This window comes from Bacillus sp. JJ1764 (assembly GCF_036962145.1).
In the GTDB taxonomy this organism is placed as follows: domain Bacteria; phylum Bacillota; class Bacilli; order Bacillales; family Cytobacillaceae; genus Neobacillus.
In genome coordinates, this window is the sequence record NZ_JBALNY010000029.1 from 1 (window position 1) to 26,493 (window position 26,493).

The window sequence follows — 26,493 nt, forward strand, 5'->3', positions numbered from 1 at the left end:
CAAAAAAACTAATCAGTGAATTTGATGTTCGTACACCAAGCGAATATGCCTTGGCAAGAGCATTATCCGGAGGAAATCAGCAAAAAGCCATCATTGGCCGAGAAGTTGATCGTAATCCAGATTTATTAATTGCAGCCCAACCAACCCGCGGCTTAGATGTTGGTGCCATCGAATTCATTCATAAACGTTTAATTGAACAGCGTGATCAGGGAAAAGCAGTTTTGCTTGTATCATTCGAATTGGATGAAGTCATGAATGTCAGTGACCGAATTGCTGTTATTTATGAAGGGAAAATTGTAGCAATTGTTGATCCGAAAGAAACAGATGAGCAGGAACTCGGATTGCTTATGGCTGGATCAAGTAGAAAGGAAGCGGGTGCAAATGTCTAAACGCTTGAAAGGTATTTTAACACCACTAATTGCCGTATTATTAGGGATAATTGTGGGAACCATTATCATGGTGGTCAGCGGATATGATCCTATCGCAGCCTTTACCGCATTATGGAATGGTGCCTTTGGTCAGGTTTATTATTTCGGAGAAGTTGTCCGCCAAGTGACACCATATATATTAGCAGGTTTGGCAGTGGCTTTTGCTTTTCGCGTCGGATTATTCAATATCGGGGTTGAAGGGCAATTTATGGTTGGTTGGTTGGCGTCTGTTTGGGTGGGAGTAGCCTTTGATTTACCGAAGGTCATTCATTTACCATTAGCTATTTTAGCTGCCATGGTAGCAGGTGCACTTTGGGCTTTTATTCCAGGGTTTTTAAAAGCACGTCTTCGCGTTCATGAAGTTATTGTAACTATTATGTTGAATTATGTGGCCTTACATGTAACAAACTATTTGATTAAAAACGTGTTAACTGACCATAAAGATAAAACTGACATGATTAAAGATACAGCAACGTTAAGATCCGGTTGGTTAGAAAGTATTACCGACTATTCAAGACTTCACTGGGGAATCATTATCGCAGTCGCTTGCTGCTTTATCATGTGGTTCCTGCTAGAAAGAACAACCAGAGGTTTTGAATTACGGGCGGTTGGTTTTAATCAAGATGCTGCACATTATGCAGGGATGAATGTTAATAAAAACATCATTTTGTCTATGGTCATTTCCGGTGTGTTCGCTGGTTTAGCAGGCGCGATGGAAGGACTAGGAACATTCGGTTATATCACTACAAAGGGTGGCTTTACTGGGGTTGGATTTGATGGTATTGCTATTGCCTTGTTAGGTGGAAATTCAGCACTTGGTGTATTCTTCTCAGCTATTCTGTTTGGTGCTTTAAAAGTGGGCGCCTTAAACATGCCTCTTGAAGCAGGCGTACCTAATGAACTTGTTGATATTATTATTGCACTAATTGTGTTCTTCGTAGCTTCAAGCTATATCATCAGACTAGTACTTGACAGATTTGGGAAAAAGGAGGTGAAGTAAGTTGAGCTTAATGGACATTTTAATGATCGTTGTTCCTTCCACTTTAGTTTGGGCTGCTCCACTTATCTTCACTGCATTAGGCGGTATTTTCTCAGAACGGTCCGGAGTAGTTAACATCGGACTTGAAGGTTTAATGGTAATAGGTGCTTTCTCATCAATCGTATTTAACTTATCGTTTTATGACACATTTGGAAATGCCACACCGTGGATCGCATTAATTGTAGCGATGGTAGCAGGCGCATTATTCTCCATTTTACATGCTATAGCGGCTATCACATTCCGTGCAGATCATACGGTATCAGGGGTAGCGATTAACCTTCTTGCTGCAGGGCTTTGTTTGTTCTTAGTAAAAGAAATTTACGGAAAAGGCGAAACTGGAATTATCAGTAAAGGATTTAACAAGATTGACATTCCAGTATTGAAGGATATTCCACTACTAGGTAAGATCCTTTTCCAAAACACGTATTGGACATCATTTTTGGCCATTATTGTGGCTATAGTTGCTTGGTATGTTATTTTTAAAACCCCATTTGGACTGCGTCTTCGTTCCGTTGGTGAACATCCAATGGCTGCAGATACAATGGGTATCAATGTAACAAAAATGCGTTATATCGGTGTCATTATTTCAGGCGCTCTTGGTGGAATCGGCGGTGCTATTTATGCACAATCCATTACTAACAACTTCAGTCATGCTACCATCAGCGGACAAGGTTTTATGGCGCTTGCAGCGATGATATTCGGTAAATGGAATCCACTTGGTGCACTCGGAGCCGGTCTATTCTTCGGATTTGCCCAAAGTATCAGTATCATTGGTTCAAGCTTACCTTTCTTAAAAGAAATACCAAGTGTATACTTGTTAATTGCACCGTATGTATTAACAATTCTTGCACTATCCGGATTTATCGGCCGTGCTGATGCACCTAAAGCAGACGGAACGCACTATATCAAAGGAAGTCGTTAAGATTAAAAGGCCCTCACTGAGGGTCTTTTTTTTAAAATTATTTGGAATTATATAATATAAAAAGTAAAATATTAGTTATCAGTATAGGTTTTCGCTCCTGGGAAAAAATATAAAGAAAAATGTTTACATATCATAAGGTAAGACCTTTTTATCATAAGGAGGAAAGTAAATGGATGCCATGTCAGAAAAAGTAATAGAAATGAAGGGATATAAGCTTCACGTCATTGAGACAGATAAATATAAGACTAATTTATTGGTATGGAGAATGAAAGCACCATTATCAAAAGAAGATGTTACATTACGGGCTCTACTTCCACATGTTCTTCAAAGCAGTTCTGCAAAACATCCAACCACGACAGTACTCCGGTCATATTTAGATGAACTATATGGAGCCACACTGTATGTAGATTTGGCAAAAAAAGGTCCATATCATGTAATTAGTTTACTTATTGAAGTACCCAACGAAAAGTTTCTTTCCGATTCAAGTCCATTACTAAAAAAAGGTTTTGAACTGCTTTCAGAAATATTACTGAATCCCAATGTTTCTGCAAATGCTTTTGATAAAGAGACAGTAGAGAAAGAAAAACGGACACAAAAGCAACGAATTCAATCTGTGTTTGATGATAAAATGCGTTATTCCAACTTCAGGCTGATCGAAGAGATGTGTCAGGGAGATCCATATGCTTTACAAGTCAATGGTGAAGCCGATGCCGTTGATTCTATTACCCCTGAAAGTCTTTATGAATATTATCAAAAGGCATTAGAAGGGGATGAAATGGATCTTTATGTAGTAGGTGACGTCAAGGAGGAAGAAGTAAAACAGTTTGCTTCAGAACTTCTTCAATTTGAATCTCGCACCCCTATTAAAGCACCACCGTATGATTGGAAGAAACGTCAGGACGTTAAAGAGGTTAAAGAACAACAAGATATTAAACAAGGTAAGCTTAATATTGGCTATAAGACCAATATAGTTTACGGTGATCCGGATTATTTTGCTCTGCAAGTGTTTAACGGAATCTTTGGGGGATTCTCCCACTCAAAGCTATTTATCAATGTCAGGGAAAAAGCGAGTCTTGCTTATTACGCTGCAAGTCGTCTGGAGAGTCATAAGGGTCTCTTAATGGTAATGTCCGGAATAGATATGAAAAATTACGATAAGGCTGTAGGGATTATCCATGAACAAATGGATGCCATGAAAAATGGCAGCTTTACTGATGAAGAGCTTGATCAAACGAAAGCAGTTATTCAAAATCAAATTTTAGAAACGATTGACACTTCAAGAGGACTACTTGAAATTTTATATCATAATGTTGTGGCCACTTCAGATATAAAACTATCCACTTGGTTAGACGAAATGCAAAAGGTGACTCGGCAAGAAATTATCGATGTTGCAAATAAAATCGAACTTGATACAATTTATTTCCTAACAGGAATGGAGGCGGGCAATTAATGGAAAAAATTACTTTTGACCAGCTTCAAGAGGAACTTTACCACGAAAAAATGATGAATGGGCTTAATGTATATGTACTCCCTAAAAAAGGTTTCAATAAAACATATGCAACTTTTACCACAAAATATGGCTCAGTCGATAATACCTTTATTCCAATAGGAAAAACTGAATATGTAAAAGTGCCTGACGGAATTGCCCACTTCCTTGAGCACAAATTGTTTGAAAAGGAAGATGGCGATGTATTTCAACAGTTTAGTAAGCAGGGGGCATCAGCAAATGCCTTTACCTCCTTTACCAGAACAGCCTATTTATTTTCAAGCACTTCGAATGTTGAAAAAAACCTGGAAACACTAATTGATTTTGTCCAAAGTCCATATTTTTCTGAAAAAACGGTTGAAAAAGAAAAGGGTATAATTGGTCAAGAAATTACCATGTATGATGATAACCCTGACTGGAGACTTTATTTTGGAATCATTCAAAACTTATATAAAAATCATCCTGTAAACATTGATATAGCCGGGACCATTGAATCGATTTCACATATTACGAAGGACTGGTTATATGAGTGTTACAATACCTTCTATCATCCAAGCAATATGCTATTATTCATAGTGGGTCCTATTGACGCGGAAAAAATCATGAATCAAGTAAGGGAAAATCAAGCTAAAAAAGAATATAAGGAAATGCCGGAAATTAAACGAAAATTTGAAGAGGAACCGACAGAAGTAGCAGAGAAAAAACAGGTATTGCACATGAACGTTCAGACTTCTAAGTGTCTTGTTGGGATCAAGGCACTCCACGTGGATCAAACGGGAGAAGAAATGTTAAAAAATGAATTAACGATGAATGTTCTTCTTGATTTACTCTTTGGCAAGAGTTCCGAAAACTTTGACCTGTTATATAATGAAGGATTGATTGATGAAACTTTCTCCTATGACTACACGCAAGAACAAGGCTTTGGGTTCGCCATGATTGGTGGGGATACGAATAATCCTGATCAGTTGACGGAACGACTGAAAAAAATGCTACTGGATGTCAATAGCCAAAATGTTTTTACAGAAGAACAATTAGATCGAGCAAAAAAGAAAAAGATTGGTGCCTTCTTAAGAGCAGTAAACTCTCCAGAATATATAGCTAATCAGTTTACTCGATATGCCTTTAATGATATGAATTTGTTTGATGTTGTTCCTACCCTTGAAAAAATCACTTTAGCTGATGTTAGAAATTTGGCAGGTGAGGTCATCAATGAAGAACGTATAGCTGTATGCCAGGTAGTACCAAAACAAAAATAACTAACAGGAAAGCGTCGCATTGCCGGCGCTTTTCCTACTATATTTTTAACTGAGGAGAAAGAGATGATGAAAGCTTGAAAAAATATATTTTAATCACGGGAGCAAGTGGAGGAATCGGACAAGCAGTCGCCTATTATTTAGCTGAAAAAGGATATCATCTGTATTTGCACTATCATCAAAATGAGTCATCCATAAAGGAATTATTACAAAATCTAATTCAATTTGGCGGTGAGTATATCCCCATCAAAGCTGATTTATCCTTGCAAAATGGCTATCTGCAGATTTGTCCTCAAATATACTCGCTTGATGGCATTGTTTATTGCAGTGGAAATAGTCAGTATGGTCTTCTCATGGACTTAAAATCAGAAGATCTAGAGAAGTTATTAAATCTTCATGTTTACAATCCGTTAATGCTGACAAAAGAAATGCTTCCCAAATTTTTAGGGAAAAAGTCAGGGAATATCGTCATGATTTCATCCATTTGGGGGCAGACTGGTGCGGCCTGTGAAGTTGCCTATTCCACTGTAAAAGGCGCGCAGATTGCTTTTGTTAAAGCATTGAGTAAGGAGTTGGCTTTAAATGGGATCAGAGTTAATGCAATAGCACCTGGCGCTATTGAAACCAAGATGATGGAAGAATTCTCTGATGAGGAATTACAACAGATTCAATTTGAAATTCCCATGGGCAGATTAGGGTTACCGCAAGAAATCGCTAAAGGTGTTTCCTTTTTATTATCGGAAGATTCAAGTTACATAACAGGGCAAATCTTAGCAATTAACGGTGGGTGGTACATATAAAATTCAAAAATATGTACGAATATTTTCCCTGTCTGCATCACAAAATAACCTTGTACCATTATAAAGGAGGTCAAAACGATGTCTGTTTTAGATAACTGGAAGCAATGGCAGGATTTTCTGGGAGATCGTCTCCAACATGCTCAAAACGAAGGAATGAGCGAAGGTGCTATCAATAGTCTTGCTTATCAAATCGGGGGCTATTTAGCTGACAATGTTGATCCTAAAAACGAGCAAGAGCGTGTTCTTTCCGATATGTGGTCAGTTGCTAGCCCAGACGAGCAACAGGCTATTGCGAAAGTAATGGTTAAACTAGTAAAGAGTGAATAGTAAGAGAGGAGGCAACTCCTCTCTTATTTTTGTATATTTTATAGTCTTCTTTTATAATATCCATTATGACGGTTTGTGTTTTTTCTTTCATCTTCCATGAAAATCATATATGATAGGGTTTAGATGGATGCGAATGAAAAAAATGTCGAAACTTCTTTAAGGGGGAAAGCAATGCATGAAAAAAGAATGGTATTTAGAATATGAAATTACAAAAAACCGTCCGGGTTTATTAGGTGATATCTCATCCCTCTTAGGAATGCTTTCTATTAATATTGTAACCATAAATGGTGTGGACGAAGGCAAACGAGGATTGCTCATTAAAGCACAAGATGATAATCAGATAAAAAGGCTTGAGTCAATTTTACATACAATGGACACAATAAAAATAATTAAACTTAGAGAACCAAAATTGAGAGATCGCCTTGCAGTAAGGCATGGAAGATATATTCAAAGAGATGCGGATGATAAAAAAACATTCCGTTTTGTAAGGAACGAACTTGGAGTTTTGGTTGATTTTATGGCAGAATTATTTAAGCAAGAAGGTCATAAACTGATTGGGATTCGTGGAATGCCTCGAGTCGGCAAGACAGAATCTCTTGTAGCAGCCAGTGTCTGTGCTAATAAACGGTGGTTATTCGTGTCATCCACCCTGTTAAAACAAACCATCCGCAATCAGCTCATTGAAGACGAGTACAATGCTAATAATTTATTTATTTTAGATGGAATTGTTTCAACAAGGCGGGCGAATGAGCGCCATTGGCAGCTTGTAAGAGAAATTATGAGGATGCCTGCTGTAAAAGTTATTGAACATCCTGATATTTTTGTGCAAAACTCCGAATATACCCTTGAAGATTTTGATTATATCATTGAGCTAAGAAATCATGCCGATGAGGAAATTACTTACGAGGTCGTTGATCAACACAATATGTTCTCTGGTTCAGATTTCGGAGATTTTGATTTTTAATTATTGGAAGGTGTTAATAGGTGACGGAATTAGGGAATCGATTAAAAGAAGCCCGTTTAAACAAAGGATTAAGTTTCGATGATGTACAAACTATGACAAAAATCCAAAAACGATATTTAATTGGAATTGAAGAAGGCGATTACTCCAGCATGCCCGGGAATTTTTATGTGCGTGCCTTTATAAAGCAATATGCAGAAGCACTTGGTCTAAATCCGGATGAAATTTTTGAAACCTATAAAAATGAGATCCCTGCAGCCCATCATGATGAATTGCCACAAAATTTATCAAGGGTAAATACGCATAAAACCATTTCACAAGGAAACTCAAAAATATTTGATATATTACCAAAAGTAATTATCGTGGTTTTTGTCATTGGTATTGCCAGTATTGTTTATTATTTTGTGTCCAGTCATGCAGGAAGTGACTCAAACGAGCAAGTTAGTAAAGATCATGAACCTGTAAATTATGTAAAGTCTGAAAGTCTTGAAAAAGCAAAATCAACTGATAAAGATAAATCAAAAAATAATAATGATAAAGGCCAAAAGAAAGAAGAAGAAAAAGCTCCAGAGGTCAAAACGGCGGAACAACAGGTATCTGTTGTTCAAAGTAGCGGCCGTAATACCACTTATTCATTAAATAATGCGGACAAATTTGTTATTAAGCTAGTGTCCAGGGGGCAAAGTTGGGTAAGTGTGAAAAATGGAAAAGGCAAATCGTTTTATCAAGGGACCCTTAGAGCAGGTCAGGTTGATAATCAAACCGTGGATCTATCCGGCGAAAGTGAAGCTGTCATGATCATTGGAAATTCAACTGTCACAGATATCTATGTAAATGATCAAAAGTTGGAGTATTCCATTCCGGCAAATCAGCAAGTTCGACAGGATATTACGATCCAATTTGTACCGAAGAGCCAATAGTCATCTGTTGATGGCTATTTTCTCATGTAATTTTGTTTAAAAGGTACTAGATATTGTGCCTTTTGGTTTCTAATAGGAGGACAAACCATGAATTTACCAAATAAAATAACTGTATCTCGAATATTATTGATTCCTTTGTTTTTAATTATTATGTTAGTCCCATTTGAGTGGGGAAATATTCATTTCCTTGGCGCGGATATGCCCATAACCCATTTTGTTGGTGCGTTGATTTTTATTGTTGCTTCTACAACTGACTGGGTTGATGGTCATTTAGCACGAAAATATAACCTGGTGACAAATATGGGGAAATTTCTTGATCCGCTTGCTGATAAACTTTTAGTTTCGGCAGCATTGATCGTTCTTGTCGAGCTTCAGTATGCTCCATCATGGATTGTAATTGTCATTATCAGTAGGGAGTTTGCCGTTACAGGACTGCGTCTTTTACTTGCTGGTGAAGGCGAGGTAGTGGCAGCAAATATGCTAGGTAAAATCAAAACATGGACTCAAATTATTGCTATTTCATCCCTTTTACTACATAACATTATTTTTGTCATGATTCCATTCCGTTTTGATATGCTTGCATTATGGGTTGCATTAATATTTACCATATGGTCTGGCTGGGACTATTTTGCAAAAAACAGCCATATACTAAAAAATTCTAAATAGTTTTTTTTGGGAGTGATCAATGTGAATGCTGAGATTATTGCTGTTGGCTCTGAACTGCTTCTTGGGCAAATTGTAAATACAAACGCCCGATTTTTGTCTCAGCAACTGGCAAACTTGGGAATTGACGTCTATTTTCACACAGTTGTGGGGGATAATTCAAATCGATTAGTATCTGCAATAGAGACAGCGGAGAAACGGGCACAAATCATCATTTTTACCGGTGGCCTCGGGCCAACAAAGGATGATTTGACTAAAGAAACCATAGCCCGTCACCTTGGAAAAAATCTTGTTATCGATCACACGGCATTGACAGCGGTTGTGGACTATTTTAAAAGAGCGAACCGCCCAATGACTGAAAATAACAGAAAACAGGCTCTTATTTTAGAAGGATCACAGGTGCTTCCTAATGATCACGGAATGGCACCTGGCATGGTCATAAAAAAAGACAATCATATCTACATGCTGCTCCCGGGACCTCCTAAAGAAATGGAACCGATGTTTTTGCATTATGGTGCCAAAGCTATTGCAGAGCATGGTGGAAGTCAAAAACAGATTGTGTCTCGTGTACTTCGTTTCTTCGGAATAGGGGAAGCTGCTTTAGAAACAGAAATTATCGATTTAATTGATGCCCAGTCAAACCCAACCATTGCTCCGCTCGCTGGAGATGGGGAAGTAACATTGAGGTTAACTGCAAAGCATGTAGACCACAATGAGGCACAATTCATGCTTGATGTTTTAGAACAGAAAATCAATCATCGAGTAGGTGAATTTTTTTACGGCTATAATGATACGTCTCTTCTTGAAGAACTGACCAAACTGCTAAAAAGACAGCAATTAACTGTAACAGCTGCCGAGAGCTTAACAGGCGGGATGTTCCAACAGGAAATCACCTCAATTTCAGGAGCCAGTTCGGTTTTTAAAGGCGGAGTCGTCTGCTATTCCAATGAAATCAAGCATCAGGTGTTACAAGTCCGTTCTGAAACATTGGATCAGCATGGTGCTGTTAGTGAACAGTGCGCTAAAGAATTGGCAGAAAATGCGGCAAGAATTTTTTCTACTGACATTGGTATTAGCTTTACCGGTGTTGCCGGTCCGGATGAACTCGAGGGAAAACCTGTTGGAACTGTTTATATCGGAATTACCATTGCTGGACGTCCGACAATGGTTCAAAAACTAACACTTGGAGGCTCACGAGAGGCCAATCGGGCTCGCGCCGTAAAATTCGGCTGCTATTATTTACTTAAATATTTGAAGGAATCACAGAGTGCCTAGTAACTCTGTGATTTTTTTATAGAATGAACTGGAACAATAAATGATCTAACTGTCATAGAGTTAAATTTTATTTATATCAGGGAAAATAGAGTTTGTTTATTTGCCCGAAATTCGATGTGTCAATGAAAAATAGGTAGGATAGAGATTTTCCTATCTGCTTGAAAATCAGTAGAAGAACGAAATAGAGTCATATAGAAGAGGTCTACGTTTCCAAAAGTAGGTCCAAGAACTAAAAGCAGTCATGCAGAACCAATTCCTATTTACAAAGTAGTTTTCTGAAGATAAGAGAATAATTACCAATCTTTAAGTAAAAACATAGAGAAATGACAAAAACAGTTAGAAAAAGCCATTTTCTCCTTTAAAACACCTTAGAAAAGGGTCGAATGAATGTTCGTGTTTTTGCTCGACAAATCCTTAAAAAGAGGTTATATTATTAATAGGCATTAATTAATAGATTACAGAAATAAGTAAATTTAATGATAAAAAGGAGGAACTATTTGTGAGTGACCGTAAGGCCGCCTTAGAGATGGCGTTAAAGCAAATAGAAAAACAGTTTGGTAAAGGTTCCATTATGAGAATGGGAGAGCAAACTGAAACAAAAATTTCAACAATACCAAGCGGCTCCCTTGCACTTGACGTAGCACTGGGAGTGGGTGGATACCCTCGCGGAAGAATCATTGAGATATATGGTCCAGAAAGTTCAGGTAAAACCACGGTCGCACTTCACGCCATCGCAGAAGTACAGGCAAAAGGCGGACAAGCAGCATTTATCGATGCTGAGCATGCTATGGATCCAGCATACGCACAAAAATTGGGAGTAAATATTGACGAATTATTACTATCCCAGCCGGATACAGGTGAACAGGCACTTGAAATCGCAGAAGCATTAGTACGAAGCGGAGCAGTTGATATCATCGTAATCGACTCGGTAGCGGCTCTAGTGCCAAAAGCTGAAATAGAAGGTGAAATGGGTGACTCTCACGTTGGCTTACAAGCTCGTCTAATGTCACAGGCACTTCGTAAACTATCAGGAGCAATTAATAAATCTAAAACAATAGCTATTTTCATAAACCAAATTCGTGAAAAGGTTGGTGTCATGTTCGGAAATCCCGAGACGACACCTGGTGGACGTGCTCTAAAATTCTACTCCACCATCCGTCTTGAAGTCCGCCGTGCTGAACAATTAAAGCAAGGAACTGACATAGTTGGTAACAAAACAAAAATTAAGGTTGTCAAAAACAAAGTAGCTCCTCCGTTCCGAACAGCTGAAGTGGATATTATGTACGGTGAAGGAATCTCTAAAGAAGGCGAAATTATCGATATGGGAGCAGAATTGGAAATTGTGCAAAAGAGTGGTGCTTGGTACTCCTATAATGAAGAGCGAGTTGGTCAGGGTCGTGAGAATGCAAAATTATTCTTAAAAGAAAACCCTGAACTTCGTCAGGAGATCCATCAAAAAATCCGCGAGCACTTTGGATTGGATGGAGAAAAAACAGTTGTTGAAACGGAAGATGACGATCAAATAGAATTATTGGATTAATCCTATAAAAAAATAGCAGGACTCCATGAGGGTCTTGCTGTTTTTATAACGATTTGAATATTGCTTATAAAATTTACATACTTACCACCTATTATTTTAGAAAAAGATTCGAAATAATCCAAAGCCAATTTTTCTAAACCTTGACAATAAATTGCCCCACCTTTACAATTAATATGTATATTTTACATTTTTGGAAATATTACATTGCTAAAAAGCCTTAGTGCTTGCTGTATGTTGAGTCTAAACAATGTACATGCCGACACTTAAAAAAACGAAACAAAAGTTCATAGCAAGAGGAGGTGTAACGATGGACCCAATTACGATCATCTCCATTTTGCTTGGCCTTATCGTCGGTGCCGTTGTTGGCTATTTTATTCGTAGATCCATTGCTGAAGCAAAAATAGCAGGTGCAAAGAATGCTGCGGAGCAGATTCTCGAAGATGCTAAACGTGATGCTGATTCATTAAAAAAGGAAGCCCTGTTAGAGGCAAAGGATGAAATTCACAAGCTTCGTACTGAAGCAGAACGTGAGGTTCGTGAGCGAAGAAATGAACTGCAAAAACAAGAAAACCGTTTACTGCAAAGAGAAGAGAATTTAGATCGAAAAGATGAAACGTTAAATAAACGTGAAATTCTTTTAGAAAAGAAAGAAGATTCTCTAAACCAAAGACAACAGCATATTGAAGAGATGGAAAGCAAAGTGGACGAGTTGGTACGTACACAACAAACTGAACTCGAGCGAATTTCGAGCTTAACGCGTGAGGAAGCTAAAACGATTATTCTCGATCGTGTGGAGCAAGAACTTTCTTATGAATCAGCGATGATGATTAAGGAAAGTGAAAATCGCGCTAAAGAGGAAGCAGACAAAAAAGCGAAAGAAATTCTATCGCTGGCAATCCAACGTTGCGCTGCTGACCATGTTGCGGAAACTACAGTTTCTGTAGTCAACCTTCCGAATGATGAAATGAAAGGCCGTATTATCGGTCGTGAAGGACGTAATATTCGTACGCTTGAAACATTAACGGGAATTGATTTGATTATCGACGATACCCCAGAAGCTGTTATTTTATCAGGTTTTGACCCAATTCGTAGGGAAACCGCCCGCTTGGCACTTGAAAAGCTTGTCCAAGATGGCAGAATTCACCCTGCTCGAATTGAGGAAATGGTCGAAAAATCACGCCGTGAAGTGGATGAGTACATTCGTGAAGTTGGGGAGCAAACAACCTTTGAAGTTGGAGTCCATGGACTTCACCCGGATCTTATTAAGATTCTTGGTCGTTTGAAATTCCGTACCAGCTATGGTCAAAATGTATTAAAGCATTCGATGGAGGTTGCACAGCTTTCCGGTTTATTAGCTGCAGAGCTTGGTCAAGATGAAACGTTAGCTAGAAGAGCAGGATTACTGCATGATATTGGTAAAGCGATTGACCATGAAGTGGAAGGGAGCCATGTTGAAATTGGAGTAGAACTTGCTACTAAGTACAAGGAACATCCAGTTGTCATCAATAGCATTGCCTCACACCATGGTGATACAGAACCAACATCAATTATTGCCGTACTTGTTGCTGCTGCAGATGCTCTATCAGCTGCCAGACCTGGTGCACGCAGTGAAACACTTGAAAATTATATCCGTCGTCTTGAAAAGCTCGAAGAAATCTCAGAATCCTATGAGGGTGTTGAGAAATCATTTGCTATTCAAGCAGGGCGTGAAGTGCGTATCATTGTAAGACCAGATACGATTGATGATTTAGCTGCACATCGGTTGGCTCGAGATATCCGGAAGCGTATCGAAGAAGAGCTGGATTATCCAGGACATATTAAAGTGACAGTAATCCGAGAAACTCGGGCTGTAGAATATGCAAAGTAAAGCGGTGCACTTGCACCGCTTTATTTTTTGCGACCACTTTAATATATGTTACAATTTAAAAACAAATTCTTATAAAAGAAAGGGCAATACGAAATATGAATCTTCTTTTTATCGGTGATGTAGTAGGATCCCCGGGCAGAGATATGGTAAAAGAATATTTGCCAAAATTAAAGGAAAAGTACCGTCCGCAGTTAACCATTATAAACGGAGAGAATGCTGCAGGCGGAAAAGGAATAACTGAAAAAATATACCGTCAATTTTTGGAATGGGGTGCCCAAGCAGTAACATTAGGAAATCATGCCTGGGACAACAGGGAAATTTTTGAATTCATTGATCAGGCTAAATATTTAGTGCGGCCTGCCAATTTTCCAAGGAATACTCCAGGAGAAGGCATTATTTTTCTAAAAATCAATCAATATGAAGTCGCCATTATTAATCTTCAAGGACGTACATTTATGAATCCGATAGATGACCCGTTTCAAAAGGCCGATGAGCTAGTGGAGAAGGCAAGAAAAAGAACTCCATTCATATTTGTTGATTTTCATGCTGAAGTTACTAGTGAAAAGCAAGCAATGGGCTGGTATCTGGACGGAAAAGTATCTGCTGTTGTTGGCACACATACACACGTACAAACGGCGGATCATCGTATTTTACCTGGTGGAACTGCCTATTTAACGGATGTAGGTATGACAGGACCGTACGATGGAATTCTCGGAGTGGAAAAAGAAGCGGTTTTAAAACGGTTCTTAACTAGCTTGCCTGTCCGTTTTGAGGTACCTAAAGAAGGTAGAAATCAATTAAGTGCAGTCCTAATTGATTTAGACGCTAAATCAGGACACGCCAAAAAGATTCAACCTATTCTCATTAATGATGATCATCCATTTTTTTCGTAAGAACAGGAGAATTTACCCTGTTCTTATTTTTTTTGCGTGAATTCTTCAGCCTTTTTTGTCCAAGCCGGAATATGTCATACTTTACATGAATATAGTAGCAGTGGAATGTTATATACCTGATTTGTTCATGAAACTGCTCATGCGGAATCGGGATTTTACAAGGAGGAGCTAGGAATGGAAATATTAAAAGTTTCAGCAAAATCTAATCCTAATTCTGTAGCTGGTGCACTTGCCGGAGTTCTGCGTGAAAGAGGAGCTGCAGAAATACAGGCAATTGGTGCAGGTGCATTGAATCAAGCCGTAAAGGCAGTAGCCATTGCTCGAGGATTTGTAGCACCTAGCGGAGTGGATTTGATTTGTGTCCCAGCATTTACAGATATACTGATTGATGGAGAAGAGCGTACAGCAATAAAGTTAATTGTTGAGCCGAGATAAAATCATCAAATAACTGGGGGTAAAAAACGTTCTTACCATGTAAGTCATGGGCGGGGGATAAAAAAGGTCACCTGAAAATGAAAAATATGAAACTTATTGCCTGGTTGTGTCAAACAAGCAGGTATTTTTGTGTTTACTGATTCATATTTAAGAGTGTAAGTCCATGAAAATATTATTTTGGAATAAAGGAAGTTTATATAATATCGATTCTAACTGTACTATAATAGTTGAACAAAATGAGCAAATATACTGTTCTGTCCCGTTTTTTTTTAGTGTTTTCAAAGATTCAAAGGCATTAATTTAAAATAATAAAAAAATATTCATATTTTAGACAATATTTGAGTGTAAAGGGTTGCAATTTTCGGTTCATAGGTCTAGAATTGTAAGCGTTTAGTACAATCCTTGTTTCTATCTAGTGGCAATTTTACTCTTTTTATGAATAAGCTAATTTCTAGTGGATTACTCGGAAAAGTGCTACACTAATACATGATCCAACCAATATATTTTTTACATATCCAAAGGGGTGTAAGACATGATCAATCAACTTTCGTGGAAAGTTGGCGGACAACAAGGGGAAGGTATTGAAAGTACTGGGGAAATCTTTGCAATTGCATTGAATCGCCTGGGCTATTACTTGTATGGCTATCGTCACTTTTCATCTCGTATTAAGGGCGGTCATACAAACAACAAAATCAGGGTAAGTACGACTGAAATTCGCTCTATTTCTGATGATCTTGATATCCTGGTAGCTTTTGATCAAGAAACTATCGATTTAAACTACAAAGAGCTTCATAGCAAAGGAATTATCCTTGCTGATGCAAAATTCAATCCTAAAAAACCTGAAGACACCGAAGCATCATTATTTGCCGTACCATTTACTGAAATTGCAACTGAGCTTGGTACTTCGTTAATGAAAAACATGGTTGCGATTGGTGCAACTGCTGCTGTACTTGATTTGGATATTCACGTTTTTGAAGAAGTGGTACGTGAAATATTTGGTAAAAAAGGCGATCAAGTTGTAGCTAAAAACATGGACGCAATCAAAGCTGGTTTTGAAAATCTTAAATCCAATCTAGGTTCTGACATTCAACCAATGCATTTGGAAAAAGCGGATGGTAAAAAGCGGATGTTTATGATTGGTAATGATGCAATTGCATTAGGTGCCATTGCAGGAGGCTGTCGCTTTATGGCTGCTTACCCTATCACACCAGCGTCTGAAATTATGGAATATTTAATTAAAAAATTACCTGCTCTTGGCGGTACTGTTATCCAAACAGAAGATGAAATTGCAGCTGCAACTATGGCGATTGGCGCCAACTATGCAGGTGTTCGTACCATTACAGCATCCGCTGGACCAGGCTTATCCTTAAAAATGGAGGCAATCGGTCTTTCCGGAATGACTGAAACTCCACTTGTTATTGTTGATACCCAACGTGGTGGTCCTTCTACAGGATTACCAACAAAACAGGAACAATCTGATTTAATGGCAATGATTTATGGTACACATGGTGAAATTCCAAAGATCGTCATGGCACCAAGTACTGTTGAAGAAGCTTTCTATGATACGGCAGAAGCATTTAACTTGGCTGAAGAATATCAGTGTCCAGTTATTGTAATATCTGACTTACAATTATCATTAGGAAAACAAACGGTTGAACCACTAGATTCAAGTAAAGTTGAAATCAGACGTGGGAAATTAATCACTGGTGAAATTCCTGCAAGTGATGATAAAAATGCATACTTTAAACGCTACGAAGTAACAGAGGATGGCATTTCACCACGGGTTATTCCAGGTATGAAAAACGGTATCCACCATGTAACAGGTGTAGAACACGCTGAGACAGGTAAACCATCTGAATCTGCTGCTAATAGGCTTGCACAAATGGATAAGCGTATGAGAAAGCTTGATAATATTAAGTTTGACACTCCAGTTTACAAAAATGCAAAGCATGAAGAAGCAGATGTATTATTCGTCGGCTTTAACTCTACACGTGGTGTAATTGAAGAAGCGATGACTCGTTTAGAGAAGGACGGAATCAAAGTGAACCATGCTCACATTCGCTTAATTCATCCATTCCCAACAGATGAAGTTCTTCCACTTGTTGAATCTGCTAAGAAAGTAGTAGTAGTGGAAAACAATGCGACTGGCCAGTTAACAAACATTTTGAAAATGAACGTTGGACACGCTAATAAAATCTATAAACATCTTAAATATGATGGTAATCCTTTCTTGCCACATGAAGTTTATACAAAATGTAAGGAGTTGTTCTAAATGGCCACTTTTAAAGATTTCCGCAATGATGTTAAACCGAACTGGTGCCCTGGCTGTGGCGACTTCTCTGTACAAGCGGCAATTCAACGTGCTGCTGCAAATGCTGGCTTAGAACCAGAAAATTTGGCTGTTATTTCTGGTATTGGATGTTCCGGACGTATCTCTGGTTATATTAACTCATATGGTTTCCATGGAATTCATGGCCGTTCACTTCCGATTGCTCAAGGTGTTAAGATGGCAAATCGTGATTTAACAGTTATTGCTTCTGGTGGTGACGGTGACGGTTTTGCGATTGGTATGGGTCATACTGTACATGCTATTCGCCGCAATATTGATATCACATATATCGTAATGGATAACCAAATTTATGGTCTAACAAAGGGACAAACTTCTCCACGTTCTGCAGCAGGCTTTAAGACAAAATCAACTCCTGCAGGATCAATTGAACAAGCGATTTCTCCAATGGAATTAGCTTTAACAACTGGAGCTACCTTTGTTGCTCAAAGTTTTTCAACTGATTTAAAAGATTTAACTGCTTTAATTGAGGCAGGAATTAGGCATAAAGGATTTTCTTTAATCAACGTATTCAGCCCATGTGTAACGTACAATAAGGTAAATACCTACGATTGGTTTAAAGAGAACCTTACGAAATTAAGTGAAATAGAAGGCTACAATCCACATAGCCGTGAAATGGCAATGAACACGTTAATGAAGCATAACGGTTTAGTTACAGGTTTGATTTATCAGAATACTGAACAAAAATCATACCAAGAATTAGTACATGGATATGCAGAAGCACCACTTACACAAGCGGAGCTTAACCTTGATCAAAACTACTTTGATAAATTAGTAGCCGAATTTATGTAATAAATTAGTAAAATCCCGGGTATCCCCCGGGATTTTTTACGCACTTTGAGCAGCCTTGATTTTCTATTGTTTTCAAACATGTAAACCTTTATACTATTATAATGTGCAGATAAATCCAAATTTATTGAGCTATTGAAGTTAAGTTTTAAAAAAACTTTCATAGTCAAAAAGAAGAAAGGGGAATTCTTGTACATGAATGAAAAACAACGTTTAGAAGGACAACAAGTAGTCACTGATAATTCTTCGGACAAAAAATCCGCCAAGGATTACAGTAAGTATTTCGAACAAGTGATTACCGCACCATCTTTAAAAGATGCTAAAAAACGCGGTAAGGAAGAAGTGCAATATCATCACGATTTTTCAATCCCTGAAGAATTCCGTGGTATGGGTAATGGGCGGAAGTTTTATATCCGTACCTATGGCTGCCAAATGAATGAACATGATACTGAGGTAATGGCAGGAATTTTTCTAGCCCTTGGTTATGAGCCAACCGACAGTACAGAAGATGCAAACGTGATTTTGCTGAATACTTGCGCCATTCGCGAAAACGCTGAAAATAAAGTGTTTGGAGAACTTGGGCATTTAAAAGCTTTAAAAATGGAGAAACCAGATTTACTTCTAGGTGTCTGTGGTTGTATGTCTCAAGAGGAATCAGTGGTAAACAAGATTTTGAAAACGTATCATCATGTTGATATGATCTTTGGAACCCATAATATCCATCGTTTACCTCATATTTTAAACGAGGCATATATGTCAAAAGAAATGGTGGTAGAGGTTTGGTCCAAAGAAGGTGACGTTATTGAGAACCTTCCTAAGGAACGCCGTGGAAATATTAAAGCATGGGTAAATATTATGTACGGCTGTGATAAATTTTGCACCTACTGTATTGTTCCATTTACCCGCGGAAAAGAACGCAGTCGACGTCCAGAAGAAATTATTCAGGAAGTACGACACTTGGCAGCCCAGGGATACCAAGAGGTTACATTACTTGGTCAAAACGTAAATGCGTACGGAAAAGATTTCGAGGACATCCAATATGGTTTAGGTGACTTAATGGATGAATTACGTAAAATTGATATCCCTCGGATTCGTTTTACTACCAGCCATCCTCGTGATTTCGATGATCATTTAATTGAAGTGCTTGCAAATGGTGGAAACTTAATGAATCACATTCATCTGCCAGTGCAATCCGGTTCAACAGACGTTTTAAAGATTATGGCGAGAAAATATACAAGAGAGCAATATTTGGAATTGGCTAAGAAAATTAAAGCTGCTATTCCTGATGTTGCCTTAACCACAGATATCATTGTTGGATATCCAAATGAAACAGATGAGCAATTTGAAGAAACTTTGTCCCTGTATCGTGAAGTTGGCTATGAATCAGCTTACACCTTCATTTATTCGCCAAGGGAAGGTACACCTGCTGCGAAAATGGAAGACAATGTACCGATGAAAGTGAAAAAGGAACGTCTTCAGCGCTTAAATGATGTTGTGAATGAACTTTCTGCCAAAGCCCTGAAAAAATATGAAGGTCAGGTTGTTGAGGTCCTTGTTGAAGGGGAAAGCAAGAACAATTCCGAAGTGTTGGCTGGTTATACGTCTAAAAGTAAGCTAGTAAATTTTGTTGGACCAAAATCAGCGATAGGTAAAATTGTTAGAGTAAAGATTAAAGAGGCAAAAACATGGTCGTTAAACGGAGAAATGGTGGAAGAACTTGAAACAGCAGAGGTGAACTAAAGTGGCGAAATATACGAAAGACGATATCGTTGCTCGCGCAGCTGAGTTAGCACGCATGATAGCGGAAACAGAAGAAGTGGATTTTTTTAAACGTGCAGAGGCACATATTCATGAAAATCCAAAGGTGAAAACGTTAATTGCTGATATTAAGGGATTGCAAAAACAAGCTGTTAATCTTCAACATTATGGTAAGCCGGAAGCATTAAAAAAGGTGGAAGAGAAAATGGCTTCCCTTGAACAGGAATTGGATGAAATACCAGTTGTTCAAGAGTTTAAGCAATCACAAGTAGACGTGAATGATCTTCTTCAACTGATTGCTTCAACTATTTCTAATACTGTTACGGATGAAATTATCACTTCCACTGGCGGAGATGTGTTACTAGGAGAAACAGGTGCCAGTTTAAAACATGGCGGCGGATCTTGCGAAGGGCACGACGATTGCGATCACGATCATTAACATGGTAACCAGGCTTTAAGATAAGCCTGGTTTTTTATTGTTTTCATGCTTTGAAATTCCATTCCCAGAACGCACACACCCCAGTTTCCCGCATAGTATGAATCATGACTAAACTTTTAACCAGTATTTGCAAAATTATATATCACACTAGTTTAGACAATCGCATAGGATGAAATGAAACTGAATGAGGAGGGTTCGCGCGAAATGGGAGAATATAGAGAGATAATTACGAAGGCCGTCGTCGCAAAAGGACGTAAATTCACCCAGTCCAATCATACGATTAGCCCGGCACATAATCCAACAAGTATCCTTGGATGTTGGATTATCAACCATAAATACAACGCGAAAAAAGTTGGTAAAACCGTAGAGATTCACGGATCGTATGACATTAACGTTTGGTATTCCTTCAACGATAACACCAAAACGGAGGTAGTGACGGAGCGGGTTCAATATACAGATGTCATCAAATTAAAGTATCGTGACCACGACTGCCTGGATGATAATGAAATCGTTGCACGTGTATTGCAACAGCCAAATTGCACAGAAGCTGTTATTTCCCCAAATGGCAATCGCATTATTGTTCATGTCGAAAGAGAATTCCTTGTGGAAGTAATTGGTGAAACGAAGGTTTGTGTTAGGATTAACCCAGAAGGCTGCAAGGAAGATGACGATGAATGGTGCATGGATGTGGACGACGAAGAATTCGAAGAGCTAAATCCCGATTTCTTAGTCGGTGGCGAAGAAGAATAACCATAACTAGGAGGTTTCTACTTCCTAGTTTTTTCTTTTTGGTAAGGCTATTTGATGAAAAAGGTTACAACTTTAGTCTGACAAATATGTGAATTGACTCCATTATAATGAAGAAAAAAGGGGGAATTCATAATGAAAATTTTCCAATTAACATTAAATTGTTTTCATTTAGAAGAAATGAAAAGGTTTTACACCGATGTACTGGAAATGCATCTTTTGAACGAATCAGTTGACTATTTTTCCGTTATGGCAGGTACTACAAAACTAATATTTGAACGGGATTTGAGTCAACCATTTTATCATATTTGTTTTCGCACAAATGATACTTACTTTGATTATATTTGTGAAAGACTCTCAAGTGTTAATTGTTTATTGTCAGATGAAGAAGGGAATTTTAGTATGTTTTGGGAAGGAAAGCAGGCATATTTCACGGATCCAGATGGAAATATTCTAGAAGTGCTAGAAAGACCTTTTCTTTGGGGGAATGAGAATACAACTGGCTGGTTTGATGTCGGTGAAATAGGGATGCCAGTCTATTCGATTCACGAGATTCAACAGGATCTCAATTCAACTATTGAATCCACATTTCAAACTGAGAGTGATTCGTTCTCCTTTTATGGTGATCAAGAAGGAGTATTTGTGATGGTAAAAGAAGGGCGCCACTGGTATCCCACAAAACGCCCAGCAACCATACATCCGATTAAAGCTGTTATTTCAGGGGACCATGAAATGCAATTTAGTCATCCGGTATATCCTTATGAATGGACCGTAAAAAAAGAGTGGAAGGGATCTGTTCCCGCTGTACAATTTCGTGTAGCTCGTCCGACCAATCAAATAGAGAAAATAACAGAATTTTATCAACAGGGACTGGGGTTAAGAAAAATTGGAGAATTTCATGGTCATGAGGGTTATGATGGAGTCATGTTCGGGGCACCGGAATTCCCTTATCATTTGGAATTCACCCAATCTAAAGAGTACATGGAATTACCTAAACCAACCAAAGAGCATTTACTTGTCTTTTATATACCTAATATATTTGAATTGAAAAAAATAGCTATGAGACTTGCGGAAATGGGATTTCATAAAGTAAAGCCTGAGAATCCATACTGGGGAAGAGGTGGTGTTACGATTGAGGACCCAGATGGTTGGAGAGTGGTTTTAATGAATTCAACAGGTATCTAAAAAAGGTGAATGATTAATTGAAAAAGTCCGTAAGCTATTTCTAGGAGGTGAAGAAACATGGAGCCTAAACAGCCTGGAAATAAAAGCTTACCAGATTTTGATCAGTTAAACGACCGATTGATTGCTGAAAGTTCATCCCAGCCAAAGCTTGTAATAAGAACGAATCTAGATCCAAAAGATGTCACTGAAAATAATCCGTACTATCATAGTGATGAGGTAAAAAATCCAAAAGAATTTAAAGATTACTTTGAAGAATAGCAAAGGCCAGGAATGAGTTTACCTGGCTTTTTTCCATTCTGTTTTTAAAAGGGATAGGATGTATGTGTCTTGCGGCTCCCCATTTTGAAAGATATAACTGCGAAGTAAACCCTCATTGTTAAACCCCAGTTTTCTTAATAAGGTTAAGGATGGTTCATTTTCCGGTAAAACGACAGCGCCAATCCGGAACAAATCAAGCTGATCAAAACTATATTTCAATACACTCGTAATGGCCTCAGAGGTATATCCTTTACGCCAATATGCCGGGTGGAGTTCATAGCCGATCTCCGCACGTTTATTTTTTAGCTGCAATCCGTTAAGCCCTAAAGTACCAATGATTCTTTGTGATTCCTTTAATTTGATTCCCCAGCGAATCCCACGTTTTTCTACAAAATTTTTTCTAAATAATTCAATTAGACTCGCTGCTTCGGCAGGAATAGTAAAACGATCCGTACCGTAGAATTTGATTACCTCCTCCATGGAAAAAATCTCAAAAACACAATCGACATGATGATGGGTTAATTCGATTAATTTCAAACGTTCTGTCTCTAAAATGGGAAATTTCACAGTTACACCTTCCTTTGGGAAAATCTCCAATGGTAATTTAAGTGTAATGTCATTACTTCTAAAAATAAAGGGGTATCCCAATGATTATCACTACTTTTAGATNNATCTAAAGGAGTGGAGCCACATGCATTTTCCGTTCTATATTTTTGGCATCCATCCCCATCTCTTATTTGAAAGCCTTTCGTATTTTATCGGATTTCGGGTCTATTTATATACCCGAAATCAGGAAAGAATTCCAATGGATAAGGCCTTGTGGGTAATAGTTGGGGCTACTCTTGGGGCTGCTTTTGGTTCAAAGCTTTTATATTTGTTGGAGGATCCGAAAAGGACTTTTGATAATCTGCACAATTTCGTCTATTTGATTGAAGGAAAAACCATAGTTGGAGGTTTATTAGGTGGATTAATTGGAGTAGAACTTGCGAAAAAGTGCATTGGATGGACCCGGTCTACTGGGGATGATTTCGTTCTGCCATTAACTGTTGGAATGATGATCGGCAGGATTGGCTGCTTTTTAACGGGTTTAAGCGATCATACCTATGGAGTGGAGACCACGTGGCTGACCGGAATAGATTTTGGTGATGGGATCAAACGTCATCCAACCCAACTTTATGAAATGGTCTTCTTGGGCGTGCTGGCTTTTAATATCTATTTGGTAAAAAAAAGCAAGGTAGGCTGGGAAGGGTTGCAATTTCAATTATTCATGTCGGGATATCTTCTTTTTCGGCTCCTAATCGATTTTATTAAACCAACACCTCATCCCTATTTAGGTTTCAATAATATTCAACTTGCCAGTTTAATAGGAATTGGCTACTATGTTTGGCTGATTATGAAAAAACATTCTGCAAAAAGGAGAGGAATCCATGCCTAATCGACCGTATTTATTTTATGAATTAACAAACAGTATTTGTTCAACTTGTTTGAGAAAAGTGGAAGCAAAGGTCATTATTGAAAATGAAAAGGTCTATCTCGTAAAGAATTGTCTGAAGCATGGGAGGGAAAAGGTATTGATATCAACCGATGTTGACTATTATAAGTGGTGTCGTGAATTTATTAAGCCATCGGAGATGCCGTATCGCTGGAACACCCCAATTAAGTATGGGTGCCCATATGATTGCGGTCTTTGTCCCGATCATGAGCAACACAGTTGTTTAACTCTACTTGAGATTACCGAAAGATGCAATTTGAAATGTCCAATATGCTATGCAGAGTCCTCTCCACAAAAAGGGAGCTTCCGAAGTTTGGAGAAAATTGAATACATGTTAGATAATATTATTAAAAATGAACGGCAAGCGGATATTGTCCAGATTAGCGGCGGCGAGCCGACGATTCATCCCCAATTCTTTGACATTCTTGATTTAGCAAAAACACGGCCTATTCGACATATCATGGTGAATACCAATGGTCTTCGAATAGCGAATGATAAGGAATTTGTAAAGAGGCTTGCTGATTATTCACCTGGATTTGAAATTTACCTTCAATTTGACAGTTTCGAAGAGGAAGCATTGAAAGAGCTAAGGGGAGTAGATTTAAGAGAAGTAAGACAAAAAGCAATCGAAAATTTGAATGAATATAATATCTCCACAACATTGGTTGTAACGTTAAAAAAAGGGTTAAACGATCATGAAGTCGGTAAAATTATTCAATACGGCCTAAGCCAGAATTGTGTTCGGGGTGTAACTTTCCAACCTATTCAGGCGGCTGGAAGATTAGAAGAATTTGATCCTGCTGTAAATCGGTTAACTTTAAGTGAAGTTAGGCAGATGATCATTGATCAATCGAACGTATTTAACTCCAAGGATATTATACCAGTCCCGTGCCATCCAGACTGCCTTGCAATGGGGTATGCTTTAAAATTGAATGGGGAGGTTACCCCTCTAACTGGATTAATTGATCCTAATATCTTACTTGAAGGTGAGCGTAACACCATCGTTTTTGAACAAGATGATAGTATAAAGAATATGATTTTTAAATTATTTTCATTAAATCATTCGCCGGCGTCATCAGCGTTGTCGTTAAAAGATCTGCTATGCTGTTTGCCGAAGGTCTCACTTCCGGGACAAATTGGCTATGATAATGTTTTTCGAGTCATCATCATGCAATTTTTAGATGCTTATAATTTTGATGTCCGTTCAGTGAAAAAATCTTGTGTTCATATTGCTCATCCCGATGGAAGAATTATTCCGTTTGATACGTATAATTTATTTTATCGGGATGATAAAGAAGAGGAGCTTTTAAAAATTCGTGCGGAGCTAGAGGGAAGGACGTTCATCAATGCCGAATAAATTATGGGAGTGAGGCATTTGAGCAAGAATCATGGAAATAAAGAATCGCTAAAAGATCTTTGGCTTGGGATTGGAATTTCGTTAGGAATCTATCTATTGGGAGTACTAACTTTGTTTATTGGGGGAGCATTCTTTTTTCCGTATTTGTGTATAGCTGCCATGGCATTAATAATCATTCCAATCGTCAGCTTTGTTAAGGGAAGAACAAGGCTTGGGCAGGGAGCATTAATTGGGCTTGGGTTAAATATTTTATTATTCACAGCTTGTTTTGGAATCATTATTTCCGGTTTTGGCGGATGAAATAAAACAAGTTAATTTGAAGCAGACTCCGCATACGTAAATGTAAGGAGTCTTTTTTTCGAAAAAAATAACTGAGTTCAGTCCTACTAGTTCGCTGTCAAATAAGAAGTGTATATGGACCTAATGATCTTCTTTTTCCTAATGAATCAAGTCAAAGACAAAATGGTATAAAGCCCGGTCAGTATCATAATTTTTAAAGAGAAGATTAAGATGGCTAGGAGGGAAAGAATATGGATGACCGTCAATTTCGCACTGCGATGGGAAAATTTGCGACTGGAGTCACTGTAGTAGCAACTGAGGTAGAAGGAAAAATACACGGGATGACAGCAAATGCCTTTATGTCGGTTTCACTAAATCCAAAATTGGTGGTAGTTTCAGTTTCGGAAAAGGCGCATATGCTGGGAAAATTAAAACAAAGCCACCATTTCTCCATCAATATTTTGGCAGACAACCAGCAGGAGATATCCATGATTTTTGCCGGACAGGTGAAAGACAATCGTGAAGTGGTTTTTGATCGTTTGGGGGAGGTGCCAGTTTTACCGGGGGCAATTGCTCAAATTGCCTGTGAAACGACAGCAACACATGTCGAAGGGGATCATACACTATTTATTGGAAAAGTTACTGGCTTGCACGTGGAGGACTTAGAACCGCTGATATATTTTAGCGGAAAATATCGCTCACTAACAAAAGACTCAAATTAAAATAATGGGTGTTATGGAGGAATAATGAAGAAGGTGCCTGGTTGGCATCTTTTTCATTTGGATTACATTTGTATCAGGATCGTTGACTGTTGAAGTCTAGATTACAATCAAATTCAACTTATTCTATGTTTTCTTGAATCCTTTTTGGCATTAGCCAAAATCTACTAAACACAGTTAATTATTTATATCTTCTGAAAATTTTAGTATTATTAAGTATAATATAAATTTTTGGAGAAGGTGTAGAAGAAATGGTTTTACAGCTAGAAGGTGTGAGTTTAAAGCGTGATGGAAAGTGGATTCTGCAAAATGTA

General features: G+C 38.2%; 26 protein-coding genes and 2 pseudogenes. 27 read left to right on the forward strand and 1 reads right to left on the reverse strand.

Annotation, left to right across the window (positions count from 1 at the left end):
- The 23 genes and pseudogenes from V7083_RS04380 to V7083_RS04490 form a co-directional block, all read left to right on the forward strand.
- Positions 1 to 389, forward strand: a pseudogene (locus V7083_RS04380) (heme ABC transporter ATP-binding protein); the annotation flags it as partial.
- Complete coding sequence (locus V7083_RS04385) at positions 382 to 1,428, forward strand: ABC transporter permease (protein WP_335475766.1); 1,047 nt, start codon at positions 382 to 384, stop codon at positions 1,426 to 1,428. The pseudogene V7083_RS04380 and the gene V7083_RS04385, both read left to right, overlap by 8 nt.
- Before the next feature lies 1 nt (position 1,429).
- Positions 1,430 to 2,389, forward strand: a complete 960-nt coding sequence (locus V7083_RS04390; protein ID WP_335475768.1) for an ABC transporter permease — start codon at positions 1,430 to 1,432, stop codon at positions 2,387 to 2,389.
- 169 nt (positions 2,390 to 2,558) lie between these two features.
- Positions 2,559 to 3,839, forward strand: coding sequence for an EF-P 5-aminopentanol modification-associated protein YfmF (gene yfmF, locus V7083_RS04395; RefSeq protein WP_335475770.1), 1,281 nt, complete (start codon positions 2,559 to 2,561; stop codon positions 3,837 to 3,839).
- Positions 3,839 to 5,131 carry an EF-P 5-aminopentanol modification-associated protein YfmH gene (yfmH, locus tag V7083_RS04400; protein WP_335475772.1) on the forward strand — a complete coding sequence of 431 codons (1,293 nt, stop codon included), beginning with the start codon at positions 3,839 to 3,841 and terminating at the stop codon, positions 5,129 to 5,131. Before yfmF ends, yfmH begins: the two co-directional genes overlap by 1 nt.
- Positions 5,132 to 5,205: 74 nt before the next feature.
- A complete protein-coding gene (gene ymfI / locus V7083_RS04405; protein ID WP_335475774.1) occupies positions 5,206 to 5,928 on the forward strand; it encodes an elongation factor P 5-aminopentanone reductase in 723 nt (240 codons plus the stop codon).
- 78 nt (positions 5,929 to 6,006) lie between these two features.
- Positions 6,007 to 6,255 (forward strand): DUF3243 domain-containing protein, encoded by a 249-nt coding sequence (locus tag V7083_RS04410; RefSeq protein WP_335475776.1) that lies wholly within the window; start codon positions 6,007 to 6,009, stop codon positions 6,253 to 6,255.
- A gap of 175 nt (positions 6,256 to 6,430) precedes the next feature.
- Complete coding sequence (locus tag V7083_RS04415; RefSeq protein WP_335475779.1) at positions 6,431 to 7,219, forward strand: DUF3388 domain-containing protein; 789 nt, start codon at positions 6,431 to 6,433, stop codon at positions 7,217 to 7,219.
- A 20-nt stretch (positions 7,220 to 7,239) separates the two neighbouring features.
- On the forward strand, positions 7,240 to 8,136 hold the full coding sequence (locus tag V7083_RS04420; RefSeq protein WP_335475781.1) for a helix-turn-helix domain-containing protein: 897 nt from the start codon (positions 7,240 to 7,242) through the stop codon (positions 8,134 to 8,136).
- A gap of 87 nt (positions 8,137 to 8,223) precedes the next feature.
- Entirely contained in the window at positions 8,224 to 8,802 is a 579-nt protein-coding gene (gene pgsA, locus V7083_RS04425) for a CDP-diacylglycerol--glycerol-3-phosphate 3-phosphatidyltransferase (RefSeq protein ID WP_335475783.1), read from the forward strand.
- 21 nt (positions 8,803 to 8,823) lie between these two features.
- Positions 8,824 to 10,074 (forward strand): competence/damage-inducible protein A, encoded by a 1,251-nt coding sequence (locus V7083_RS04430; RefSeq protein WP_335475785.1) that lies wholly within the window; start codon positions 8,824 to 8,826, stop codon positions 10,072 to 10,074.
- 499 nt (positions 10,075 to 10,573) lie between these two features.
- Positions 10,574 to 11,614: a recombinase RecA gene (gene recA, locus V7083_RS04435; protein WP_335475787.1), complete on the forward strand. Its 1,041-nt coding sequence runs from the start codon at positions 10,574 to 10,576 to the stop codon at positions 11,612 to 11,614.
- Between the two features lie 307 nt (positions 11,615 to 11,921).
- Positions 11,922 to 13,481, forward strand: a complete 1,560-nt coding sequence (gene rny / locus V7083_RS04440) for a ribonuclease Y (RefSeq protein WP_335475789.1) — start codon at positions 11,922 to 11,924, stop codon at positions 13,479 to 13,481.
- 95 nt (positions 13,482 to 13,576) lie between these two features.
- The gene (locus tag V7083_RS04445) at positions 13,577 to 14,374 is read left to right on the forward strand and encodes a TIGR00282 family metallophosphoesterase (RefSeq protein WP_335475791.1); all 798 of its coding nucleotides are present in this window, start codon (positions 13,577 to 13,579) and stop codon (positions 14,372 to 14,374) included.
- Positions 14,375 to 14,548: 174 nt separating this feature from the next.
- Positions 14,549 to 14,809 (forward strand): stage V sporulation protein SpoVS, encoded by a 261-nt coding sequence (gene spoVS, locus V7083_RS04450; protein WP_038541258.1) that lies wholly within the window; start codon positions 14,549 to 14,551, stop codon positions 14,807 to 14,809.
- Positions 14,810 to 15,341: 532 nt separating this feature from the next.
- Entirely contained in the window at positions 15,342 to 17,081 is a 1,740-nt protein-coding gene (locus V7083_RS04455; RefSeq protein ID WP_335475793.1) for a 2-oxoacid:acceptor oxidoreductase subunit alpha, read from the forward strand.
- Positions 17,082 to 17,948: a 2-oxoacid:ferredoxin oxidoreductase subunit beta gene (locus V7083_RS04460; protein ID WP_335475795.1), complete on the forward strand. Its 867-nt coding sequence runs from the start codon at positions 17,082 to 17,084 to the stop codon at positions 17,946 to 17,948.
- A 192-nt stretch (positions 17,949 to 18,140) separates the two neighbouring features.
- Positions 18,141 to 19,685 carry a tRNA (N6-isopentenyl adenosine(37)-C2)-methylthiotransferase MiaB gene (gene miaB, locus V7083_RS04465; RefSeq protein ID WP_335475798.1) on the forward strand — a complete coding sequence of 515 codons (1,545 nt, stop codon included), beginning with the start codon at positions 18,141 to 18,143 and terminating at the stop codon, positions 19,683 to 19,685.
- Between the two features lies 1 nt (position 19,686).
- Positions 19,687 to 20,142, forward strand: a complete 456-nt coding sequence (locus V7083_RS04470; protein ID WP_335475800.1) for a RicAFT regulatory complex protein RicA family protein — start codon at positions 19,687 to 19,689, stop codon at positions 20,140 to 20,142.
- A 204-nt stretch (positions 20,143 to 20,346) separates the two neighbouring features.
- On the forward strand, positions 20,347 to 20,892 hold the full coding sequence (locus V7083_RS04475) for an outer spore coat protein CotE (protein ID WP_335475802.1): 546 nt from the start codon (positions 20,347 to 20,349) through the stop codon (positions 20,890 to 20,892).
- A gap of 132 nt (positions 20,893 to 21,024) precedes the next feature.
- Positions 21,025 to 21,339: pseudogene (locus V7083_RS04480) on the forward strand (VOC family protein); the annotation flags it as partial.
- A 282-nt stretch (positions 21,340 to 21,621) separates the two neighbouring features.
- On the forward strand, positions 21,622 to 22,074 hold the full coding sequence (locus V7083_RS04485; RefSeq protein WP_438823692.1) for a VOC family protein: 453 nt from the start codon (positions 21,622 to 21,624) through the stop codon (positions 22,072 to 22,074).
- 57 nt (positions 22,075 to 22,131) lie between these two features.
- Positions 22,132 to 22,332: a hypothetical protein gene (locus V7083_RS04490; protein ID WP_335475804.1), complete on the forward strand. Its 201-nt coding sequence runs from the start codon at positions 22,132 to 22,134 to the stop codon at positions 22,330 to 22,332.
- 18 nt (positions 22,333 to 22,350) lie between these two features.
- Here the strand turns inward: V7083_RS04490 and V7083_RS04495 are convergent, their stop codons facing one another.
- Positions 22,351 to 22,899 carry a GNAT family N-acetyltransferase gene (locus V7083_RS04495; protein WP_335475806.1) on the reverse strand — a complete coding sequence of 183 codons (549 nt, stop codon included), beginning with the start codon at positions 22,897 to 22,899 and terminating at the stop codon, positions 22,351 to 22,353.
- Positions 22,900 to 23,023: 124 nt separating this feature from the next.
- Between V7083_RS04495 and V7083_RS04500 the strand changes: the two genes are divergently transcribed.
- The 4 genes from V7083_RS04500 to V7083_RS04515 all read left to right on the forward strand — a co-directional run bounded on the left by V7083_RS04500 (position 23,024) and on the right by V7083_RS04515 (position 26,182).
- Positions 23,024 to 23,767, forward strand: coding sequence for a prolipoprotein diacylglyceryl transferase (locus V7083_RS04500; protein ID WP_335475808.1), 744 nt, complete (start codon positions 23,024 to 23,026; stop codon positions 23,765 to 23,767).
- A complete protein-coding gene (locus V7083_RS04505; protein ID WP_335475810.1) occupies positions 23,760 to 25,181 on the forward strand; it encodes a radical SAM protein in 1,422 nt (473 codons plus the stop codon). The genes V7083_RS04500 and V7083_RS04505 overlap by 8 nt, the downstream gene beginning before the upstream one ends.
- Before the next feature lie 18 nt (positions 25,182 to 25,199).
- Entirely contained in the window at positions 25,200 to 25,481 is a 282-nt protein-coding gene (locus V7083_RS04510; protein ID WP_335475813.1) for a hypothetical protein, read from the forward strand.
- Positions 25,482 to 25,711: 230 nt separating this feature from the next.
- Positions 25,712 to 26,182: a flavin reductase family protein gene (locus tag V7083_RS04515; RefSeq protein ID WP_335475815.1), complete on the forward strand. Its 471-nt coding sequence runs from the start codon at positions 25,712 to 25,714 to the stop codon at positions 26,180 to 26,182.
- Positions 26,183 to 26,493: the final 311 nt, after the last annotated feature.

What these genes read in the sequence shown, in the direction of transcription:
- V7083_RS04385 (WP_335475766.1), top strand. Translation starts at nt 382, where the DNA reads ATGTCTAAACGCTTGAAAGGTATTTTAACACCACTAATTGCCGTATTA.
- yfmF (WP_335475770.1), top strand. Translation starts at nt 2,559, where the DNA reads ATGGATGCCATGTCAGAAAAAGTAATAGAAATGAAGGGATATAAGCTT.
- yfmH (WP_335475772.1), top strand. Translation starts at nt 3,839, where the DNA reads ATGGAAAAAATTACTTTTGACCAGCTTCAAGAGGAACTTTACCACGAA.
- V7083_RS04410 (WP_335475776.1), top strand. Translation starts at nt 6,007, where the DNA reads ATGTCTGTTTTAGATAACTGGAAGCAATGGCAGGATTTTCTGGGAGAT.
- V7083_RS04415 (WP_335475779.1), top strand. Translation starts at nt 6,431, where the DNA reads ATGAAAAAAGAATGGTATTTAGAATATGAAATTACAAAAAACCGTCCG.
- pgsA (WP_335475783.1), top strand. Translation starts at nt 8,224, where the DNA reads ATGAATTTACCAAATAAAATAACTGTATCTCGAATATTATTGATTCCT.
- rny (WP_335475789.1), top strand. Translation starts at nt 11,922, where the DNA reads ATGGACCCAATTACGATCATCTCCATTTTGCTTGGCCTTATCGTCGGT.
- V7083_RS04445 (WP_335475791.1), top strand. Translation starts at nt 13,577, where the DNA reads ATGAATCTTCTTTTTATCGGTGATGTAGTAGGATCCCCGGGCAGAGAT.
- spoVS (WP_038541258.1), top strand. Translation starts at nt 14,549, where the DNA reads ATGGAAATATTAAAAGTTTCAGCAAAATCTAATCCTAATTCTGTAGCT.
- V7083_RS04455 (WP_335475793.1), top strand. Translation starts at nt 15,342, where the DNA reads ATGATCAATCAACTTTCGTGGAAAGTTGGCGGACAACAAGGGGAAGGT.
- V7083_RS04460 (WP_335475795.1), top strand. Translation starts at nt 17,082, where the DNA reads ATGGCCACTTTTAAAGATTTCCGCAATGATGTTAAACCGAACTGGTGC.
- miaB (WP_335475798.1), top strand. Translation starts at nt 18,141, where the DNA reads ATGAATGAAAAACAACGTTTAGAAGGACAACAAGTAGTCACTGATAAT.
- V7083_RS04475 (WP_335475802.1), top strand. Translation starts at nt 20,347, where the DNA reads ATGGGAGAATATAGAGAGATAATTACGAAGGCCGTCGTCGCAAAAGGA.
- V7083_RS04485 (WP_438823692.1), top strand. Translation starts at nt 21,622, where the DNA reads ATGCAATTTAGTCATCCGGTATATCCTTATGAATGGACCGTAAAAAAA.
- V7083_RS04490 (WP_335475804.1), top strand. Translation starts at nt 22,132, where the DNA reads ATGGAGCCTAAACAGCCTGGAAATAAAAGCTTACCAGATTTTGATCAG.
- V7083_RS04500 (WP_335475808.1), top strand. Translation starts at nt 23,024, where the DNA reads ATGCATTTTCCGTTCTATATTTTTGGCATCCATCCCCATCTCTTATTT.
- V7083_RS04505 (WP_335475810.1), top strand. Translation starts at nt 23,760, where the DNA reads ATGCCTAATCGACCGTATTTATTTTATGAATTAACAAACAGTATTTGT.
- V7083_RS04515 (WP_335475815.1), top strand. Translation starts at nt 25,712, where the DNA reads ATGGATGACCGTCAATTTCGCACTGCGATGGGAAAATTTGCGACTGGA.